Genomic DNA, 19,756 nt, shown 5'->3' with positions numbered 1-19,756 from the left:
TCTCCGGCGAGGCGCCGCCTAGGTCATTGGCCCAGCAAATTCAGTGAAAAGGGTCGGCGCGGCTCTTACCCGCCCACCACCAGATCGTCGCGGTGGATCATCTCGGACCGCCCGCTGATGCCGAGGATCGCCATCACGTCCGGGGACGAGCGGCCCTTGATCCGCTCGGCGACCTCGGCATCGTAGGCGATCAGGCCGCGGCCGACCTCGCTGGTATCAGGACCGCGCACGACCACGGCATCGCCGCGGGCGAACTGGCCTTCCACCTTGATCACGCCGGCCGGCAGCAGGCTGGCCCCGGCACGCAGCGCCGTCACGGCGCCGGCATCGATGGTCAGCGTGCCTTTCGGCTCGAGCGTGCCTGCGATCCACCGCTTGCGCGAGGTGATGGGGTTGGCCGGCGTCAGGAACCAGGTGCAGCGGCCGCCGTCGGCGATAGCCTGCAGGGGATGCTCGATCTTGCCGGAGGCGATCAGCATATGTGTGCCGCCTGTGGTCGCGATCTTGGCGGCCTCGACCTTGGTGCGCATACCGCCGCGCGACAGCTCGGACTCGGCGTCGCCTGCCACGGCCTCGATTTCCGAGGAGATGCTGTCGACCACGGGAATGAGTTTTGCGTTCGGGTTGTTCTTCGGCGGGGCGTCGTAGAGCCCGTCGATATCGGACAGCAGCACCAGCAAATCGGCGCTCGCCATGGTGGCGACGCGCGCGGCGAGGCGGTCATTGTCGCCGTAGCGGATCTCGTTGGTGGCGACCGTGTCGTTCTCGTTGATGACGGGGATCGCGCGCCATTCCAGCAGCTTGCCGATGGTGGAGCGCGCGTTGAGATAGCGGCGGCGCTCCTCGGTGTCCTGGAGCGTGACCAGGATCTGCCCCGCGCCGATGCCGTGGGCGCCGAGCACCTCCGACCAGATCCGCGCCAGCGCGATCTGGCCGACGGCGGCGGCGGCCTGGCTCTCCTCCAGCTTCAGCGGGCCGCGCGGCAGCTTGAGGCGGCTGCGGCCGAGCGCGATCGACCCGGAGGAGACGACGAGCACATCGCGTCCCTCGCGATGCAGCTTGGCCATGTCGTCGGCGAGCGCGGCGAGCCAGGAGGCGCGCACCTCGCCCTTGTCGGAATCGACCAGCAGGGCGGAGCCGACCTTGACGACGATGCGGCGGAATTGACTGAGTTCGGGGCTGGCCATGTGTGTATGTGTTGGCGCGTGTGACGGATTGCTCTGCATCGAAAACGGCGGAGCGACAGGCGGCGCCGGTTAAGGCCTGCTTTTGCAGCAGGACGATGGCCGGCGCAAGGCGGTAGGCCGGTAAACGGCGCTTGTCCGGGACGCTCGCTTGGCTCTAATTGTCGCCAACCATAATGGGCTCAAAGAGGAAACCGATGGATCGCCGCAACTTCATCGCCGGATGTCTCGGCTTGCCGCTGTTGGCGCAGGCGGGCGGATCGCAAGCGCAGGCCGGGCTGACAAAAATGATCTTCCCGTTCGCGGCGGGAGCGGGCGGCGACACGCTGTGCCGGCTGATCGCGCAGGAGATGGCGCCGGCGCTGCAGCGGACCATCGTGGTCGAGAACCGTACCGGCGGCGACGGCCTGATCGGCATCAAGGCGGTGAAGGGCGCGAGTGCCGACGGCAGCATGGTGCTGGTGACGACCGGGCCGACCATGTACCTGCTGCCGATGGTGGAGACGACGCCGAGCTTCGACACGGCCAAGGATTTTATGCCGGTGTCGCTGCTGGCGCGGTTCGAATTCGCGGCTCGTGATCGGTCCGGGGATCGACGCTGCGGATTTCAAGTCATTCGTGGCGTGGCTGAAGGCGCACCCGGACAAGACGTCGTTCGGCGTGCCGAGCAACGGCACCATTCCGCATTTCGCCGGCTCGAAACTGGAGAAGGATCTCGGCATTCCCCTGAGCCGCGTACCCTATCGCGGCAGCGCGCCGATCCTCAACGACCTCGTCGGCGGCCATCTGCCGTTCGGAATCACCACACTGGCCGATGCGCTGCCGCAGCACCGCGCCAAGGGCGTGAAGATCATCGCGGTCGCGAGCGCGGAACGTTCGCCGTTCGCGCCCGAGGTCCCGACGCTGAAGGAGAGCGGCATCGATCTCGTGGCCGACGCCTGGTACGGCATGTGGCTTCCCGCCGGCAGTTCGCCGGACTTCGCCAGCAAGCTCGGCGCCGCGGCGAGTGCCGCGCTCGCCAGGCCCGAGGTGAAGGAAAAGCTTACCGCGATCGGGCTGATCCCGGTCGGCAGCAATGCCGATGGCCTGACCACGGAGCTCGCCGCGAACACGGCGTTCTGGCAGCCGATCGTGAAGGCGACGGGGTACAAGATCGAGAATTGAGGCCTTCTCCCTCTCCCCGTTCTTACGGGGAGAGGGCTGGGGTGAGGGGCTGCTTCCGCAAAGGTGGTGACAGTCGGATTCGCGGAGAGCCCCCTCACCCGGAATGCGCGCTGAAAGCGCGAATTCCGGCCTCTCCCCGCAAACGGGAGAGGCGAAGAGCGGCTCACATCTTCGCGCGCTGCACGATGCCGTCCTTGATCGCCGCAAGCTCGGTTTCATCCCAGACGCCGATCAAAATGCCGCCCTTCACCTGGAGCTGGTTGTCGGCATAGTTCGCGATCTTCTCGCGGGGCGTGGTAATGTGGTCGTTGGGATGCAGGGCCCAGTCGAACAGCTCGGCCTGAAGGCGGGCGATGATGCCGGCACAATCAGGATCGTCGCCGCGATCCAGAAACTCTTCCGGATCGGTTTCGAGATCATACAGCATCGGGCGGAAGCCGGAGGCGTGGATGTATTTCCAGCGACCGTCGAACACCATGAACAGGCGGCAGCGCTCGATCGGCTGGTTCAGCTTCAGCCGCACGTCCTGCATGGCGTAGTCGTATTCGGAGAACGCGACCTTGCGCCAGTCGGACGGCCTCTCGCCGCGCAGCAACGGCAGCAGCGAGCGTCCTTCGAGAATGTGGCCCGGCACCTTGCCGCCGAAATAATCGACGAAGGTCGGCGCGAGATCGATGCCTTCCACCAGCGCGTCGTTGCGCGTGCCACGCGTGGCGTCGGCTTCCTTCGACGGATCGATGATGATCAACGGAATCTTCGCCGACTGTTTGTGGAACAGATCCTTCTCGCCCATCCAGTGATCGCCGAGATAGTCGCCGTGATCGGAGGTGAACACGATCATGGTGCTGTCCAGCAGGCCGCGCGCCTCCAAAAACTTCATCAGCACGCCCATCTGGTCGTCGATCTGGGTGATCAGGCCCATATAGGTCGGAATCACCTTCTCGCGGGCCTCGTCGCGCGCCATGTTGCGGGAGTAGCGCATGTCCATGTAGGCGCCGAACACCGGATGCGGATTCTGGCGTTCGCGCTCGGAGCGGATCGCCGGGATCATGTCATCGGTCGAATACATGCTCGCATAGGGCTCGGGCGCGATATAAGGCCAGTGCGGCTTGATGTAGGACAGATGCAGGCACCACGGCCTGCCGTCGGTCTCAGCCTCGCTGATGAAGTCCATCGCGCGCCGCGTCATGTAGGGTGTTTCGGAATGCTCGTCCGGCACGCGCGCAGCCTTGTCGGCATGCACCAGGAGCCAGCCGTTCTGCAGGGAGCCGTCGTCCGCTGCGCCGGAATTCGCCCAATGCTCCCAGGGATTAGTGGCCTCGAATCCCTGGCTGCGCAGGTACTCATCGTATTTCGGGCGCGGCCGTCCCGTCGGATGCAGGCCGTCGTCACGCTCATAAGGCTCGAACCCGCATTCGGCGACGTGCACGCCGATCATCGATTCGGGCGGGATGCCGAGCGCCTTCATGCCCTCGAGATCGGGCGCCATGTGGGTCTTGCCGACCAGCACGTTGCGCACGCCGATCTTCCTGAGGTGGTCGCCGAGCGTGGGCTCGCCGACGCGCAGCGGCCAGCCGTTCCAGTGCGAGCCGTGCGAGCGCATGTAGCGTCCGGTGTAGAACGACATCCGCGACGGGCCGCAGATCGGCGATTGCACATACGCCTTGCTGAAGAGCACGCCACGCTTGGCCATGGCGTCGATGTTGGGCGTCTTCAGCGTGGGATGGCCGGTGCAGCCGAGATAGTCGTAGCGAAGCTGGTCGCACATGATCCAGAGAACGTTCTTCGCGCGCGCCATGCTTCGCCCCTGCCGTTTCTCGATCTTTTAATGCTGCGCTATCGCGGTCGCGATGACAAGCGGGCCGCTTGAGCGGGTCGGATTACGCCGACCACGGCTCCGCTTCGGCCGCGCTCTTCGCCTTGGCCGATACCGGGGCCTCGCCGATCACTTCGACAAGCGCGCGCAACGCTTCCTTGACGCCGTCGCCGGTGATGCCGGAGAGCAGCAGCGGTGTCTTCTTTGCGGCGCGCTTCAGCCGGTCCTTCTGCTTCTTCAACTCGTCCGGCTCGACCGCGTCGATCTTGTTCAGCGCGACGATCTCGATCTTGTCGGTGAGCAGCCCGCCATAGGCGTTGAGCTCGTTGCGCACCGTCTTGTAGGCCTTGCCGGCATGCTCGCAGGTCGCATCGACCAGATGCAGCAGCACGCGGCAGCGCTCGACATGGCCGAGGAAGCGGTCGCCGAGGCCGGCGCCTTCATGCGCGCCTTCGATCAGACCGGGAATGTCCGCCAGCACGAATTCGCGGCCGTCGCTATTCACGACGCCGAGCTGCGGATGCAGGGTGGTGAAGGGATAGTCGGCGATCTTCGGCTTGGCCGCGCTGACCTTGGAGAGGAAGGTCGACTTGCCGGCATTGGGCAGGCCGACCAGGCCGGCATCGGCGATCAGTTTCAGCCGCAGCCAGATCCAGCGCTCTTCGCCGGGCTGGCCGGGATTGGCATTGCGAGGCGCGCGGTTGGTCGACGATTTGAAATGCGCATTGCCGAAGCCGCCATTGCCGCCCTCGGCGAGCACGAATTTTTCGCCGACATTGGTGAAGTCGTGGATCAGGGTCTCGCGATCCTCGTCGAAGATCTGCGTGCCCACGGGGACCTTCAGCACGATCGCCTTGCCGTTGGCGCCATGGCGATCCGAGCCAGAACCGTTCTCGCCCTTCTGGGCCTTGAAATGCTGCTGGTAGCGGTAGTCGATCAGCGTGTTGAGGCCGTCGGCGACCTCGATGACCACGTTGCCGCCGCGGCCGCCATTGCCGCCCGACGGACCGCCGAATTCGATGAACTTCTCGCGGCGGAACGCCACGCAGCCGTTCCCGCCGTCACCGGAGCGGATATAGACCTTTGCTTCGTCGAGGAATTTCATGGGCCATAGGTAGGGCAGGCGGTCCCGCGCGGCAACCCGGACTTATCCCTGAATCGGCCGAATTTCCATGAATTTGGCCCCGTGATTAACCTGCAGGCCGTCTCCGGATCAGGAATTTCTGCATCCCCTCCAGCACCAGCTCCTTGCGCTGGTTGAATACGGTGCTTTTGAGTGTCACCGCGCCGGTCGTGCGACCCGGCACCAGCTCCGTGACCTCGAGCGCGGGATAGATGGTGTCGTCGGCGAACACCGGTTTCAGGAACCGGCTCGATTGCTCGAGGAAGCCGACCAGGGAGTCCTCGACCATGAACGGAAACAGCCCTGCGCCGGGCGCCGTGTGGATCAAGGTCTGGAAGCCGTGGGCGAGCAGATGCGGCATACCGCGGCTGCGGCAATATTCCACGTCGTAATGCACGGGATGGGTGTCGCCGCTTGCGGTCTGGAAGGCGGCGAACACCGCCGAGGTCTGGGTCCGGCTCGGCAGCACGAAGCGCTCGCCGACCACGAAATCCTCAAACCAGCGTTGCGCGGGGATCATGCGATGCCGGGTGGGGTCGAAGTCGGTCATGTCCGTGCCCTTTCGTTGGGGAGGCGGCTATCGCTATCGCGCCGAGACGCGTGCGACAATCCGTTCAATCGACAGATGCGGGCTTGTCCGGCGCGCCCACGTGATTAAAACGGCGCCAATGTCCTACTTCAAGAATCTCTCCGCCTATGACGACCGCTCCGCACGCCTTGCCGGCATTGGGCTGATGGTGCTGTCGATCTTCATGTTCTCTTTCGGCGACGCCATGGGCAAGTTCCTGGTCGGGACCTATTCGGTGGGGCAGCTCTTGTTCCTGCGCGCCTGCGCGGCGCTGCTGCTGCTGTCACCGCTGGTCTGGCGGCAGCGTCACCAGTTCCTGCATCTGGAGCGGCCGGGCCTGCAGCTGTTTCGCGTCGTGCTGTCGACGCTGGAAGTGGCCGCCTTCTTCCTCGCGACGGTCTATCTGCCGCTCGCCGACGTCATCACCTATTATCTCGCCGGCCCCATCTTCGTCACCGCGATGTCGGCGATCTTCCTGGGCGAGAAGGTCGGCTGGCGGCGCTGGACCGCAATCCTGATCGGCTTCTGCGGCGTGCTGATCGCGTTGCGGCCGTCGGCGCAGACGGTCAGCCTGCCGGCGCTGATCGCGCTCGGCGGCAGCCTGTCGTTTGCGACTTTGATGCTGATCACGCGCAGCCTGCGCAAGACGCCCGACATCGTGATGGCGTCGTCGCAATTCGTCGGCACGTTTTCGCTGGGCGCTGTGCTGTCTGCGTTTCACTGGGTGCCGCCGACGCCGGGCAGCCTCGGGATTTTCGCGTTGGCGGGTTGCGTCTCGGTGACGGCGCTGTTCTGCGTCAACCGCTCGCTCAAGCTCGCGCCGGCCAGCGTCGTCGTGCCCTATCAATATTCGATGATCGTCTGGGCCGTGATCTTCGGCTTCGTCGTGTTCGGCGACGTGCCGTCGATTGCCACCATCATCGGCGCCGCCATCATCATCGGCGCCGGGTTCTACATTTACTTGCGCGAACGCGATCTCGGCCACCCGAGCAACGAGGTGAATCCGCCGGCGTGAATGCGGCGAAATAGTCCGCCGCCGTTCATTGAATCAAGGTTGAGCGAACGAGCCAGCGCGCATGGTCATAGGAACTATCCACCCGGAGTAGCGGGCCGGACGCAGAGATGTGATGTTTCACTTTTCGCACAAGTGAGCTACTCTTGTATATCAAGCGTCCAGCAACGACTGATTGTAACTCTCAAGGGTCGGTTTGGCATGGCGACCAATCGAAAGCGCTGGGTGGCGGCTCTCATTGTTGTCGCGCTCGCGGCGGGCGGCTATTTCTTCTGGCAGAAACTTGGAAGAAGCAGTCTCCCGGAGGGATTTGCCAGCGGCAACGGCCGCATCGAGGGCACCGAAATCGACGTCGCGACCAAGACACCCGGGCGCGTCAAAGACATATTGGTGAGGGAAGGCGATTTCGTCTCGGTCGGACAGGTTCTGGCGCAGATGGACACACTGCAGCTCGAAGCCCAGCTTCGGCAAGCAGAAGCCCAACTGCGCCGCGCCACCATCAGCATCGATACCGCAAAGAGCCTCGTTACCCAGCGCGAGTCCGAGAAGAAGTCCGCAAGCGCGGTGATCGCGCAACGTAACGCCGAACTCGATGCCGCGGAACGAAAACTCCAGCGCTCGGAGACCTTGATCAAGACCAATGCCGTGCCTCAGCAGACGCTTGATGACGATCGGGCGGCCGCCAACGGCGCCACCGCGGCCGTAGCTGCGTCGGAGGCCCAGCTTGCCGCCTCCGACGCCGCGATCAACGCCGCCAAGGCTGCGGTAGTCGATGCAGAGGCCTCCGTCGAGGCGGCGAAGGCTGCCATCGAGAGCATCAAGGCCGATATCAATGACAGTACGCTGCGCGCACCGCGGGAAGGGCGCGTGCAGTTCCGCGTCGCCCAGCCGGGCGAAGTCCTGGCCGCTGGCGGGCGCGTGCTGAACATGGTCGATCTCTCCGACGTCTTCATGACCTTCTTCCTGCCGACGGCGGAGGCGGGACGCGTTGCCATCGGCTCGGAGGTCCGTCTTATCCTCGACGCCGCTCCCCAATGGGTCATTCCGGCCAAGGCGACCTTCGTCGCCAATGTCGCGCAGTTCACGCCCAAGACGGTCGAGACACAGGAGGAGCGGGAGAAGCTCATGTTCCGCGTCAGGGCGCATATTTCACCCGACCTGCTGCGCCGATACATCGACCAGGTGAAGACGGGCCTGCCGGGCCAGGCGTATGTGCGGCTCGATCAGAACGCCCAATGGCCTGCGAGCCTGACCGACAAGCTGGTCAAATGAACGAGCTGTCGCAGGGAGCGCAGGATCGATCAGAACCTGTGGTCCATCTGGACGCGGTCAGTCTGTCCTACGGTTCGACGCGTGCACTCGACGGCATCACGCTCGATATTCCGTCGGCGTGCGTGATCGGGTTGATTGGACCTGACGGGGTCGGCAAATCGAGCCTGCTTTCGCTGGTTGCCGGAGCGCGCGAGATTCAGACCGGACAGGTTCATGTGCTCGGCGGCGACATGGCCGATGCGGCGCATCGCAGACGGACCTGCCCCCGGATCGCCTACATGCCGCAGGGTCTCGGCAAGAATCTCTATCCGACGCTGTCCGTGTTCGAGAACGTCGACTTTTTCGGCCGCCTGTTCGGCCATGACCGACATGAGCGCGAGCAGAGGATCGCAGTGCTTCTGAGGGATACTGGCCTCTCTCCCTTTGTCGATCGGCCGGCGGGAAAGCTCTCAGGTGGCATGAAGCAGAAGCTCGGCCTCTGCTGTGCGCTGATCCACGATCCCGATCTGCTGATCCTCGATGAACCAACGACGGGTGTCGATCCACTTTCGCGACGGCAGTTCTGGGAGTTGATCGAGAACATCCGGGAAGCCCGGCCCCAGATGAGCGTCATCGTCGCGACCGCCTACATGGAGGAAGCGGCGCGTTTCGCCTGGCTGATGGCGATGGACAATGGACACCTACTGGCCTCCGGCACGACTTCAGACCTGTTGCGGAGGACCGGTACCGATAATCTCGACGCCGCCTTCATCGCGCTGCTTCCGGAAGAGCAGCGGCGCGGCCACAAGGAGGTGGTGATACCGCCTCGCGGGATGGGACAGGACGAAGACATCGCGATCGAGGCCAATCATTTGACGGTCAAGTTCGGCGACTTCACGGCCGTCGACGATGTCAGTTTTCGGATTCCGCGCGGCGAGATTTTCGGCTTTCTGGGCTCCAACGGCTGCGGCAAGACCACGACCATGAAGGTGCTGACTGGCCTGCTGCCGGCGAGCGCGGGTGAGGCGAGGCTGTTCGGCCACGAGGTCGACCCGAGGGACATGACCGTCCGGGCGCGCGTCGGTTACATGTCGCAGGCCTTTTCGCTCTATTCCGAGCTGACGGTGCGGCAGAACCTCGAGCTGCATGCGCGGCTGTTCCTGCTTCCTGCAGACACAATCGAAGGCCGCGTGCGGGATATGGTCACCCGATTCGATCTCGTCGCGTTCATCGACGCCTTGCCGGACGCGTTGCCACTCGGCGTGCGCCAGCGATTGTCGCTGGCGGTCGCGATGATCCACGCGCCGGACGTCCTCATTCTTGACGAGCCGACCTCCGGCGTCGATCCGATCGCGCGTGACCGGCTGTGGCAAATCCTCTCGGATCTCTCGCGCAAGGACGGCGTCACGATCTTTGTCTCCACCCACTTCATGAATGAAGCCGAACGTTGCGACCGAATCTCACTGATGCACGCCGGCAAGGTTCTGATCAGCGATACCCCTGCGCGGATCGCCGCGGAGCGGGGTAATGGAAACCTGGAGCAGGCCTTCGTCGCCCATCTGCAGGAGGCGATCGACCGGGTGGCCACCCCCACCGTGCCGTCCGCGCAGGCAGCCGTCTCCGCGGCGGCCCCGCCGACGGTCGAAGAGCGTCATTCATCGCACCGCCTGCTCGGGTTCTTCGACCCGCGGCGGATGTTCGCCTATACGCAGCGCGAGGCGCTGGAGCTCCAACGCGATCCGATCCGCGCGACGCTTGCCATCGTCGGCAGCCTGATCCTGATGTTCGTGATGGGCTATGGCATCAATACCGACGTCGAGAATCTGGCCTTTGCAGTCCTCGATCACGACGAAACCACGATCAGCCGGGACTACGCGCTGCAGATTTCCGGTTCGCGCTACTTCACCGAACACGCCCCCATCACGAGCTATGATGACCTCGACCGTCGCATGCGCAGCGGCGAGCTCAGCCTCGCGATCGAGCTTCCGCCGGGCTTCGGGCGCGATGTCGCGCGCGGTTCCAATGTTCAGATTGGCGCATGGATCGACGGGTCCAATCCTTCTCGCGCCGAGACCGTCCGCGGCTACGTCCAGGCCATGCACACGACCTGGCTGGTCCAGCGGGCGCGCGAACTCTCCGGTGCCGGCGAGGCAACCGGGGCGTTTCAGATCGAGGTCCGGTTTCTCTACAATCCCGACGTCAAGAGCATCGTTGCGATGGCCCCGGCCGTGATCCCGATCCTGCTTCTGATGATTCCGGCGATCCTGGCAGCCTTGAGTGTCGTGCGCGAAAAGGAGCTCGGATCGATCATCAATTTCTATGTTACCCCGGTCACGCGGCTCGAATTCCTGCTCGGCAAGCAGATCCCGTACGTTGCGCTCGCCATGCTGAATTTCTTCTTGCTGACGGCCTTCGCCGTGTTCGTCTTCCGTGTTCCATTCACCGGGAGTTTCCCCGCCTTTACGGTCGGCGCCTGCCTTTACGTGATCATCTCGACGGCGATGGGGCTATTGATCTCTTCGTTCCTGAACAGCCAGATCGCCGCGATCTTCGCGACCGCGTTGCTCACGATGATTCCTGCGACGCAATATTCCGGGCTGGTGGATTCCGTATCGTCGTTGCAAGGTGCGGGAGCCGTTGTCGGCCGTATCTATCCGACCGCCCACTTCATCACCATTACGCGCGGGACGTTCTCGAAGGGACTTGGGTTCGACGATCTTTCGGCGCCGTTCCTCGCCTTGATCGTGACGGTTCCCGTACTGCTGGGCCTTGGAACACTTTTGTTGCGCAAACAGGCAAACTAGCCATGCGTGTCTCCAATATCGTCCAACTCGGCGTGAAGGAATTGCGAGGCCTGTCGCGCGATCCCGCGATGCTGATCCTGATCGTCTATGCCTTCACGGTTTCGATCTATACGTCGTCCCGGGCGCAACCGGAGACGCTGAATCGGGCCGCGCTTGCAATCGTCGATGAGGACAACTCGCCGGTCTCCACGCGGATCATCACGGCGTTCAATCCGCCTTATTTCTCGATCCCCAAGATGGTTTCCCAGGCAGATGTGATGGCGCGGCTGGATGCCGGCCTCGACATCTTCGCGCTGAACATTCCGCCCAACTTCCAGCGCGATCTGCTGGCTGGAAGGTCGCCGACAATCCAGCTCAACGTGGATGCGACGCGCATGTCCCAGGCCTTCACCGGGAGTGGCTACGTTCAATCCATCACCACCGGCGAGGTGAGCGAATTTCTGTCTCGTTACCGCTCGGGCGCAGCGGCGCCGATCGATCTTGCCCTGCGGGCGCGGTTCAATCCGGAGCTCAACAAGAGCTGGTTCAGCTCCATCAACAACATCATCTCCTCCGTCACGATGCTGTCGATCATCCTGACCGGAGCGGCCCTCATCCGCGAACGCGAACACGGCACGATCGAGCATCTGCTGGTCATGCCGGTCACGCCGGTCGAGATCATGGCGAGCAAGATCTGGTCGATGGGACTGGTCGTTCTGGTCGCCTCGGCTGTTGCCCTCATCCTCGTCGTGCAGGGCCTGCTGGCGGTCAGGATCGCGGGCTCGATTCCGCTGTTTCTGTTTGGAGCGGCGCTCTATCTGTTTGCGATGACGAGCCTTGGTGTTTTTCTCGCCACGGTCGGCGGCTCGATGCCCCAGTTCGGTCTGCTGATGATGCTTATATTGTTGCCACTTCAAATGCTGTCGGGGGCCTCAACCCCTCGCGAGAGCATGCCGGAAATCATCCAGAACATCATGCTGGCCGCACCGAATACCCACTTCGTCATTCTTGCGCAGGCGATATTGTTTCGCGGCGCAGGCCTCGGAGTGATCTGGCCTCAGCTGGCGGCGTTGATTGCGATAGGAATGATCCTGTTCGGCTTCTCGCTTTGGCGGTTCAGAAAATTTGTCCGATAGCCGTGTCGTCCCGACAGGCGGGCCGGGACGACATTGGAGACTGTGGCAGACACTCCTGCCTACCTCATCCGTCTCGCACTGCTCCAGCTCTTCAGCGACGACCACACGCCGCGTGACAGGCGGAAGCAATCGACCGGCGTGGACGAGCCCAGCGCGAGGAAGCGATGCAGCTGGACGCCGCTCCACTGGAAGCCGCACTTCTCCAGCACGTTGCGCGAGGCCGGATTGGTGACGCGCGCACCCGCATAGAGATGATCGTCCTCGAACTCCTCGAAGAAGAAGTCGATCGCGCCGCGCGCGGCCTCGGTGGCAAAGCCCCGGCCCCAATGCTCGACGCCGAGCCAGTAGCCGAGCTCGGCATTGTCGGGCGCGGAGCGGTCGATGCCGACCATGCCGACCGGCCCGGTGTCGTGCTCGATCAGGAACACGGTCTCGCTGCCGAGCGCGGCGGTGGCGCGGACGAATTCGACGGCGTCGTCCTGCGAATAGGGGTGGGGAAGGCGGCGGGTATTTTCCGCGACACGGCGGTCGTTGGCGAGGTGGGCGATGGTCCTGACGTCGGCGAGGGTCGGGCGCCGCAACGTCAGCCGCTCGGTGGCGACGACGCTAGGTCTCGCCTCCCGCAAGGTCACGCTCGAGAAATCCTGCAACATGTCCGGCTCCGTCAAAGTCACTAAGTGAAAAGTGAGCAAGTCAAACGAAAGGGGAGGCCGGTTTCCCTGCCTCCCCTGGAGCCGTCTTGTGGACTCCGCCGGTTCGGTCAAGGACCCGGCGGACTCCAAATTTGGTCCACCGTCTATTCAGCCGCCTCGGCGATCGGGAGTACCGATACGAATGTGCGGCCGTTGGCTTTGGCTTGGAACGTGACGCGACCCTCGATCTTGGCGAACAGAGTGTGGTCCGTGCCCATGCCGACATTAAGGCCGGGATGCCAGGTGGTGCCGCGCTGACGCGCAATGATGTTGCCGGGAATCACGACTTCGCCGCCGAACGCCTTGATGCCGAGGCGCTTGCCCTTCGAATCGCGACCGTTGCGCGATGAACCGCCTGCTTTTTTATGAGCCATGGCTCGTCTCCAAAATCCTGCGTATTTCTAGATCAATTCCTTGACGGAATCATTTCACAATTTCTCACGCATCAATTCGTGATTGCGCGTGATCAAATTATGCGGCGGCCTCGTCGGTGGTCGCTTCCTTGGCGACCTTTTCCTTCTTCGGACGCGGGCCCTTGGTGGGCTTGGCGCCGTCCGTCAGGATCTCGGAGATGCGCAGCACCGTGATCTCGTCGCGATAGCCGCGCTTGCGGCGCGAATTCTTGCGGCGGCGCTTCTTGAACGCGATGACCTTCGGTCCGCGCTTGTGGTCGAGCACCTCGACCGCAACGGAGGCGCCGGCCACCGTCGGAACGCCCAGGACCGGCGTGTCGCCGCCGACCACCAGGACTTCATTGAGCTGTATGATCGAGCCGACTTCGCCTTCGATCTTGCCTACTTCGAGAACATCATCCGGCACGACGCGGTATTGCTTGCCGCCGGTTTTGATGACTGCGAACATCGTTTTTTCTCCGTGTTCAAATCCCGGCCTCGCGACGAGAATCGTCCGGGCCGGCTTTTTGTCAGTCGCTATGGGTTTATGCGCGTTTTGTGCGGGCGGGAGTTATCCCTTTGAAAACCCACGCAAAAACAAACAGCGCGAGAAACGCCCCGCGCCGGCTGCGGGACTTATAGCCGCCGGACGCCGCAAGTCAAGGAAAACCACCGGAAACAGCCCGGATTTGAAGGATTTGGCATCCGTCCCGGCCCTTCGGCGAATCTGCACCCGGTTTGCAACCAACGGGTTCCCGCGCCGTTGTCCCCGCCGGAACAGGTAACCGGGCAGGGCTTTCATGGCAACGGACGAACTGGTCAAGACGACGACGGGCATCGCCGCCCACGGCGCGGCGCGGCTGCCGTCGGTCGAAATCGACAGCTTCAACATCGAGATGAAGGACGAGGACGGTTTTCTCGGCGATCGCGCCAGCAAGGGCGCGTTCCGCGAGATCCTCGACCGCTGGCGCAAGCCGCTGCGCAAGAGCGGCGAGGACCCGTTCGGCAAGGAGCCGTCCGAAAACATCAGCAAGAAAGTCCTCGACGAAATGCTGGTCGGCGACGACACCGAGGCGTCGGCCGTGGTGCATAGCGCGATCGAGGACTTTGCCCAGAAGCTCGCTTACGTCACCCGCCGCTTCCTCAAGACCAAGGCCTGGGCCAAGACCGAGCGCATCGTCGTTGGCGGCGGCTTCCGCGATTCAAGGCTAGGCGAGCTCGCGATCGCGCGCACCGGGATCATCCTCAAGGCCGAGGACTTCAAGATCGACCTGGTGCCGATCCGCGCCCATCCCGATGAAGCCGGACTGATCGGCACGCTGCATCTGGCGCCATCCTGGATTTTCGAGGCCCATGACAGCATTCTCGCGGTCGATATCGGCGGCACCAACATCCGCTGTGGCTTGGTCGAAACCAGCTGGAAGAAGGCAAAAGACCTCTCGAAGGCCAAGGTCGTGAAGTCGGAGCTGTGGCGTCACGCCGACGACGAGCCGACACGCGAAGGCGCGGTGAAGCGGCTCACCAAGATGCTGAAGGGGCTGATCACCGAGGCCGGGAAGGACGGCTTCAAGCTCGCGCCCTTCATCGGCATCGCCTGTCCTGGCGTGATCAACGCGGACGGCTCGATCGAGAAGGGTGCGCAGAACCTGCCGGGCAATTGGGAAAGCAGCAAGTTCAACCTGCCGGCGAGCCTGATCGAGGGCATCCCCGAGATCGGCGAGCACGACACCGCGATCCTGATGCACAATGACGGCGTGGTTCAGGGCCTCTCCGAGGTGCCGTTCATGCAGGATGTCGATCGCTGGGGCGTGCTGACCATCGGCACCGGGCTCGGCAACGCCCGCTTCACCAACCGCCGCAAGGAAGGTAACGGCAAAGAAGGTAACGGAAAGGACCGTGAATCTACCGAGAACGGGAAGAAAAAGGGCAAGAACGACAAGGAGTAACCTTGACTGGTTAGGTTAAGGACCGGATTGCGTTGCGGCGCACAGGACACTCGCTACGGTCGAATCGTCGCCTCACCCTGGCCGGCGAAGCCGCCCTTCCCAGCCAGCATTTCAATGAGCGGCACGGGACCGCCAGTGTTTACCGCGTCTGGCGGTCCCACCCCTGTCTTCAGCGCCAGCCGATCCGCTGAAAGAACGCCGCGATCTCCGCGGCTGCGCGATCCGGATCTTCCCGATGCGGGAAATGTCCGACATCAGGAAACATCGCGAGATCGAGATCACCAAACGTCTCGCCCAGCCGGTCGGTCCAGGCATAGGGAAACAGCGGGTCGTGCTCGGCCCAGCGCACGCAGGTCGGCACGTTGATCGGTGCTAGCCGCGGGGCCTCGCCCTTCATCATCGCGACCCGCAGGGCATGCGAGGCGCGATAATGCGCAAAGCCGCCGGCGAGATTGCCGTCTTTGAAGAAGTTGTCGACGAAGGCGTCGAGAACATCGTCGAAGGCGTTCTTCCGATGCGCCCAGCCTTTGAGGAAGTGGCCGATATAGAGCCGGCAGCTCTCGCGGCTGGCGCCGACGAGCGTGGGCGCCATCTCCATCTGGTGGAAGGATTGATACCAGATGTGGTTGAGCCTATCAGGCGCCGCCATGCGCGGCCCGATGCCGGGATAGACGAAGTCGAAGAAAAACAGCCCGCTGAGCCGCTCGGGCGCCTGCCGGGCCAGCGGCTGCATCACGGCGCCGCCGACATCGTGGCCGACCACGGCGAATCGGTCGATGCCGAGCCCGTCCATCAGCGTCAGCATGTCGGCCGCATGGCCGTCCGGCCCGTAAGGACCGTCCGGCTTGTCGCTGTCGCCGAAGCCGCGCAGATCTGGCGCGATCAGCATGAAACGGTCCGAAAGCCTTGATATCACCGGCTCCCAGGTCAGCCAGAATTCCGGCCAGCCATGCAGCAAAAGCAGCGGTTTGCCCCGTCCGGCGCGAACCAGGTGAAAATCGGCGCCATTGGCCTTGATGGTCAGGTGCTCCACGGCAGTTCCTCCCGGCGGTGAGAGCGTTTTCGAGCGAAGCGGACGCCGGTTCGCCTCGAGAAAACGCGTCAAAACAAGAATCTTGAGCCCCGTTCCGATTCATCGGAACGGAAACGGCTCTGGGGGCGGCGAAAGAGGCAGCGGATTTTCCCCTTTCGCGCCTTGTCTGGCCCGCCATCCTCGCCTATTAACGCCCCCAACCACAGGGGCCCTGCTCCTACCATGGCGCCTTCAGGAGAGGTGGCAGAGTGGTTGAATGCACCGCACTCGAAATGCGGCATAGGTGCAAGCCTATCGGGGGTTCGAATCCCTCCCTCTCCGCCATAATTCGCCTGTCCAGCCCAGAGATCGATCGCCGCGCGGAGGCGCGATGCACAAGTGCCTCAAGCCGCCGCTTGGGCGATGGCAATGAAGTTGAGGACGATCTTCGAAGTTTCGCCACGCCGAAAAGCCAGGGCCAAGTGCACGGTTGGAGCGCCTCCTTTGACCTCGCGATAGACAACGCCGGTTACATGTAGCTGGCGCAGCGACGCCGGCACGAGCGAAAAGCCAAGCTCAGCGGCCACCAAGCTGACAACAGAGCTGATCTGCGGCGCGGACTGCCCGAGAGTCGGCTCGAAGCCTGCCTGTCGGCAGGCCCGGATCGCCGTGTCAAACCAGATCGATCTTCGCGGCGTTAGAATGAGTGCGTCGTCTTTCAGCCGGATAAGATCGATCCTGTCTAACTTCGCGGCGGGATGGTTTGCGGGCAGTACTACGAGCATCGACTCTTTGGCGAGACGTCGGAACTGCAGATCGCTTCCTCCGTCGTCGGGGCGCAGGAACACCGCGTCCAGCTCCCCTTCCCGAAGGCCCACAACAAGGCGCGATGTGTATGCTTCCTCAAGTGTCAGGTCGACTTCGGGGTAAGCTCGCCGAAACGATCGGATTGTCGAGGTGACAACCGGATTAAACGGTGCCGAGTTAGTAAAGCCTACACGCAGCGAACCGATTTCGCCCCGCGCAGCTCTTTGCGCGGCCCGGATTGCGCGCTCCGCCTGCCGGGGAATGACCTGAACACTCTCTAGGAAGGCGCGTCCGGCCTCGGTCAGTTCAGCACCTTGAGGAATGCGATGGAATAGCGGAGCTCCGACTTCGGCCTCAAGATCTTTGATCTGCTGACTCAGCGGTGGCTGCCCAATGCCGACGCGCGCAGCGGCGCGCGTGAAGTTTCGCTCCTCGGCGACCGCGAGGAAATAGCGGATGTGGCGCAGTTCCATGCCAGTGCCAAAAGCTATCGAGGATGTATCTTATATATATTTGACTGCAGGGTTGCTGAAATCAAATATCGCTTATCGGGAGTCAGTCTGGACCTGGAACAATCGCAATGAACCAGCAGCTGAGAGTTCAGCTTGAAAGGCAAGTTCTCGGGCAGACGACCGGGGATAAAAAAACCTGCCCCCTGGTTGATGTGCCTTCGTTGTCCACGAAACCCGAACTCGATCGGTCACGCCTCCCTTCGCATCGCCAGCGCGCCTTGCTGTTCCTGCTCGTCCTTGCGGGGGCCGTCTTCGCGTGGTGGATATCCGGCTATCTGTTGGCCTACACGGACGACGCATACCTCACGTCCGATGTCGTATCGATCACGCCGGAAGTGACCGGTCCGATCGAAGCTGTTCACGTCAAGGACAACGAGTGGGTGGGGCGGGGAACGCTTCTCTTTACCATCGATCCGGTTCCCTTCGGCTTGGCCGTAGAGCAAGCGCGCGCCGAGGAGGCGCGCGCCGAGGCGCAGCTGCCCGTCGACCAGGCCCAGCTCGAGGTTCTGCGGGCGCAGAAGGACGCGGCGGATGCTGCCGCGAGGCTCGCCGCGGCAGATCTGCGCCGTGACACGCCGCTTGGTCAGTCCGGTACGATCTCCGCCCAGGCCCTCGACAACACCCGGACCGCCGCGGAGCAAAGCACAGCCCAGCAACATGCCGCCGAAGCCGCTCTGCAGAAGGCGACCGAGACTCTCGGCCTGGATAAGGCTGCCGTCTCCTCGGCCCATGCCGCACGTCTTCTCGCCGAATGGCGCTTGAGCCGAACCAACGTGGTGGCGCCCGTCGATGGTTACGTGACGCATCTTTCCGTTCAAGCCGGCGACATGGTCTCCTCGAGAGAGCCAGCGGTCGCGATCGTCGATGGAAATTCGTGGCGCGTCGTTGCCAACTACAAGGAATACTATCTGCGACATCTTCGTCCCGGCGGCCTCGCCTGGATCTGGCTCGATAGCCATCCCTGGCATCTCTACCGGGCGCGCATCCAGGGTCTCGCCCACGGCATCAGTCGTCAGCCGGGAAACGAGACACTGGTGCCTTATGTGTCTCCAACCGTGAACTGGATTCGCCTGCAGCGACGGATTCCAGTTCGATTTGCGCTTCTCGACTCTCCCGGTGCCGACCAGCTCTTCATGGGTGCCGACGCCCGCGTCCTTGTCATTTACTGACTGGGGAAGGAGCAATTGCGATGCCGCTTCTGATCTCGGCCCTGCGACCCATACCGAGAGCGTTGCTGCGTGAGCTCAAATCGCTCGAGCTACGTGGTGTGCGCTCCAGAGAGGCAGCAAAACGCGTGCTCTCGGTGTTGGTCGCTGTCGCAGCGGCAACCTTTCTCGATCTTGATGATCTCTCCTGGGCGGCGTTCAGCGGCTACATGGTAATGCGCGGCAGCGCCGCCGAGACATTCCTGCGGGGACTCATGCGCATCGCCGGCACTGCCGGAGGGGCGCTGCTGGGCCTCGTGCTCGCGCCCAACGCGGCGGGCGACCCATTGCTGTTGATGATCTTCCTCTTCTTCGTGTCTTGGATCGGCACCTTTCAGTCGCTGACGACCAGTTACAGTTACGCATGGCTGTTCTTTGGCCTTACGTCCGGCATGGTCATCACCGAGGCGCTGGCCTCGCCGGACCTTGTCGTGCATTTCGCAGCCACGCGAGTGGCGGAAATTACAGTCGGCACGTGCGCGGGCCTTGTTGTTGCAAGCTTGTTCTCGGAGACGCCGGGTCGCACGCAACAACCCGCTTACGGCATGCTCTGGTGCGGGCGCCCGCGCGATGCGTTGGATCAAGACTGGCTGCGAGAGCATTGGCCGCTGTTCGAGCATAGTACGCGCGCGGCACTGGCCGTCGCCTTGCTTCCCATTGTCTGGCGATGGTTCAGCATTGAGGATTTCTCGCAAACCGCAATCACATCGTACGTCGTTATGATCGTCCCGGGGGCGGCGGTTGGGGAACATCGATATGCTACGATCTACGAGAGGATCGCTCACAGGACGCTCGGATGCCTGCTTGGTAGCGGGGCCGCACTTGTCTCCATAGGCTTCTTCGGCACGGGATTGCCGGTCACCATCCTCACCCTCGCCGCCGGCGTCTGGGTTGGCCACCATATCCAGACAGGACAGCAGATCAGCTATCTCGGAGTGCAATTCACGCTTGGGCTCCTGATTACTCTTGTTCAGGGACCAGCTCCGATCACCGATATTACCCCCGGGCTGGAGCGCCTGCTTGGAATCGCCATCGGGTCCGCCATGCTGTGTTTGATGATCCTCGTTTGGCCGTTAACTGAAGACAAAGGACCGGATGCAACGTCGCCATAACGACTATCGCTCAGGTGAGGCTCCGTGCATTCTCCGAGAGG

Annotated in this window: 17 protein-coding genes, 1 tRNA gene and 1 pseudogene; 10 read left to right on the top strand and 9 right to left on the bottom strand. The window is 63.1% G+C overall.

Going from position 1 to position 19,756, the window contains the following annotated elements; translation table 11 throughout:
* Nucleotides 1-65: 65 nt before the first annotated feature.
* Nucleotides 66-1,187 (bottom strand): glutamate 5-kinase, encoded by a 1,122-nt coding sequence (proB, locus tag BJ6T_RS01875; RefSeq protein ID WP_028169669.1) that lies wholly within the window; start codon nucleotides 1,185-1,187, stop codon nucleotides 66-68.
* A 173-nt stretch (nucleotides 1,188-1,360) separates the two neighbouring features.
* Here proB and BJ6T_RS49335 point away from each other — a divergent pair.
* Nucleotides 1,361-1,690, top strand: a pseudogene (locus BJ6T_RS49335) (Bug family tripartite tricarboxylate transporter substrate binding protein); the annotation flags it as partial.
* 70 nt (nucleotides 1,691-1,760) lie between these two features.
* The gene (locus BJ6T_RS48105; RefSeq protein WP_014490590.1) at nucleotides 1,761-2,348 is read left to right on the top strand and encodes a tripartite tricarboxylate transporter substrate-binding protein; all 588 of its coding nucleotides are present in this window, start codon (nucleotides 1,761-1,763) and stop codon (nucleotides 2,346-2,348) included.
* 163 nt (nucleotides 2,349-2,511) lie between these two features.
* On the opposite strand, the gene BJ6T_RS01865 is transcribed toward BJ6T_RS48105, so the two are convergent.
* The 3 genes from BJ6T_RS01865 to BJ6T_RS01855 all read right to left on the bottom strand — a co-directional run bounded on the left by BJ6T_RS01865 (nucleotide 2,512) and on the right by BJ6T_RS01855 (nucleotide 5,837).
* On the bottom strand, nucleotides 2,512-4,146 hold the full coding sequence (locus BJ6T_RS01865) for an alkaline phosphatase family protein (RefSeq protein WP_014490589.1): 1,635 nt from the start codon (nucleotides 4,144-4,146) through the stop codon (nucleotides 2,512-2,514).
* Nucleotides 4,147-4,228: 82 nt separating this feature from the next.
* On the bottom strand, nucleotides 4,229-5,269 hold the full coding sequence (gene obgE / locus BJ6T_RS01860) for a GTPase ObgE (protein WP_014490588.1): 1,041 nt from the start codon (nucleotides 5,267-5,269) through the stop codon (nucleotides 4,229-4,231).
* An 85-nt stretch (nucleotides 5,270-5,354) separates the two neighbouring features.
* On the bottom strand, nucleotides 5,355-5,837 hold the full coding sequence (locus BJ6T_RS01855; protein WP_014490587.1) for a MaoC family dehydratase: 483 nt from the start codon (nucleotides 5,835-5,837) through the stop codon (nucleotides 5,355-5,357).
* Between the two features lie 118 nt (nucleotides 5,838-5,955).
* On the opposite strand from BJ6T_RS01855, the gene BJ6T_RS01850 reads away from it, so the two are divergent.
* The 4 genes from BJ6T_RS01850 (at nucleotide 5,956) to BJ6T_RS01835 (ending at nucleotide 12,037) form a co-directional block, all read left to right on the top strand.
* Nucleotides 5,956-6,870: a DMT family transporter gene (locus tag BJ6T_RS01850; RefSeq protein WP_014490586.1), complete on the top strand. Its 915-nt coding sequence runs from the start codon at nucleotides 5,956-5,958 to the stop codon at nucleotides 6,868-6,870.
* A 198-nt stretch (nucleotides 6,871-7,068) separates the two neighbouring features.
* Nucleotides 7,069-8,139, top strand: coding sequence for an HlyD family secretion protein (locus BJ6T_RS01845; protein ID WP_014490585.1), 1,071 nt, complete (start codon nucleotides 7,069-7,071; stop codon nucleotides 8,137-8,139).
* Nucleotides 8,136-10,922: a ribosome-associated ATPase/putative transporter RbbA gene (rbbA, locus tag BJ6T_RS01840; RefSeq protein ID WP_014490584.1), complete on the top strand. Its 2,787-nt coding sequence runs from the start codon at nucleotides 8,136-8,138 to the stop codon at nucleotides 10,920-10,922. The genes BJ6T_RS01845 and rbbA overlap by 4 nt, the downstream gene beginning before the upstream one ends.
* A 2-nt stretch (nucleotides 10,923-10,924) precedes the next feature.
* Nucleotides 10,925-12,037, top strand: a complete 1,113-nt coding sequence (locus BJ6T_RS01835) for an ABC transporter permease (protein ID WP_014490583.1) — start codon at nucleotides 10,925-10,927, stop codon at nucleotides 12,035-12,037.
* A gap of 59 nt (nucleotides 12,038-12,096) precedes the next feature.
* On the opposite strand, the gene BJ6T_RS01830 is transcribed toward BJ6T_RS01835, so the two are convergent.
* The 3 genes from BJ6T_RS01830 to rplU form a co-directional block, all read right to left on the bottom strand.
* The gene (locus BJ6T_RS01830) at nucleotides 12,097-12,690 is read right to left on the bottom strand and encodes a GNAT family N-acetyltransferase (RefSeq protein ID WP_014490582.1); all 594 of its coding nucleotides are present in this window, start codon (nucleotides 12,688-12,690) and stop codon (nucleotides 12,097-12,099) included.
* Between the two features lie 143 nt (nucleotides 12,691-12,833).
* The gene (gene rpmA / locus BJ6T_RS01825) at nucleotides 12,834-13,103 is read right to left on the bottom strand and encodes a 50S ribosomal protein L27 (RefSeq protein ID WP_011083253.1); all 270 of its coding nucleotides are present in this window, start codon (nucleotides 13,101-13,103) and stop codon (nucleotides 12,834-12,836) included.
* 97 nt (nucleotides 13,104-13,200) lie between these two features.
* The gene (gene rplU, locus BJ6T_RS01820; protein ID WP_014490581.1) at nucleotides 13,201-13,590 is read right to left on the bottom strand and encodes a 50S ribosomal protein L21; all 390 of its coding nucleotides are present in this window, start codon (nucleotides 13,588-13,590) and stop codon (nucleotides 13,201-13,203) included.
* A 331-nt stretch (nucleotides 13,591-13,921) separates the two neighbouring features.
* On the opposite strand from rplU, the gene BJ6T_RS01815 reads away from it, so the two are divergent.
* Nucleotides 13,922-15,067 carry an ROK family protein gene (locus BJ6T_RS01815; RefSeq protein ID WP_014490580.1) on the top strand — a complete coding sequence of 382 codons (1,146 nt, stop codon included), beginning with the start codon at nucleotides 13,922-13,924 and terminating at the stop codon, nucleotides 15,065-15,067.
* 169 nt (nucleotides 15,068-15,236) lie between these two features.
* Here BJ6T_RS01815 and BJ6T_RS01810 read toward each other — a convergent pair whose 3' ends face one another.
* A complete protein-coding gene (locus tag BJ6T_RS01810; RefSeq protein WP_014490579.1) occupies nucleotides 15,237-16,100 on the bottom strand; it encodes an alpha/beta fold hydrolase in 864 nt (287 codons plus the stop codon).
* Between the two features lie 234 nt (nucleotides 16,101-16,334).
* Between BJ6T_RS01810 and BJ6T_RS01805 the strand changes: the two genes are divergently transcribed.
* A tRNA-Ser gene (locus BJ6T_RS01805) sits at nucleotides 16,335-16,424 on the top strand.
* 59 nt (nucleotides 16,425-16,483) lie between these two features.
* On the opposite strand, the gene BJ6T_RS01800 is transcribed toward BJ6T_RS01805, so the two are convergent.
* Entirely contained in the window at nucleotides 16,484-17,359 is an 876-nt protein-coding gene (locus BJ6T_RS01800) for a LysR family transcriptional regulator (RefSeq protein ID WP_014490578.1), read from the bottom strand.
* A 107-nt stretch (nucleotides 17,360-17,466) separates the two neighbouring features.
* On the opposite strand from BJ6T_RS01800, the gene BJ6T_RS01795 reads away from it, so the two are divergent.
* On the top strand, nucleotides 17,467-18,567 hold the full coding sequence (locus tag BJ6T_RS01795; protein WP_080593822.1) for an HlyD family secretion protein: 1,101 nt from the start codon (nucleotides 17,467-17,469) through the stop codon (nucleotides 18,565-18,567).
* 20 nt (nucleotides 18,568-18,587) lie between these two features.
* Nucleotides 18,588-19,715, top strand: coding sequence for an FUSC family protein (locus tag BJ6T_RS01790; RefSeq protein ID WP_014490576.1), 1,128 nt, complete (start codon nucleotides 18,588-18,590; stop codon nucleotides 19,713-19,715).
* Nucleotides 19,716-19,756: the final 41 nt, after the last annotated feature.

Origin of the sequence: Bradyrhizobium japonicum USDA 6 (assembly GCF_000284375.1) — a bacterium.
Taxonomy (GTDB): domain Bacteria; phylum Pseudomonadota; class Alphaproteobacteria; order Rhizobiales; family Xanthobacteraceae; genus Bradyrhizobium; species Bradyrhizobium japonicum.
The sequence above is the reverse complement of the archived record's forward strand: the minus strand, read 5'-3'. Positions and strand labels throughout refer to the sequence as shown.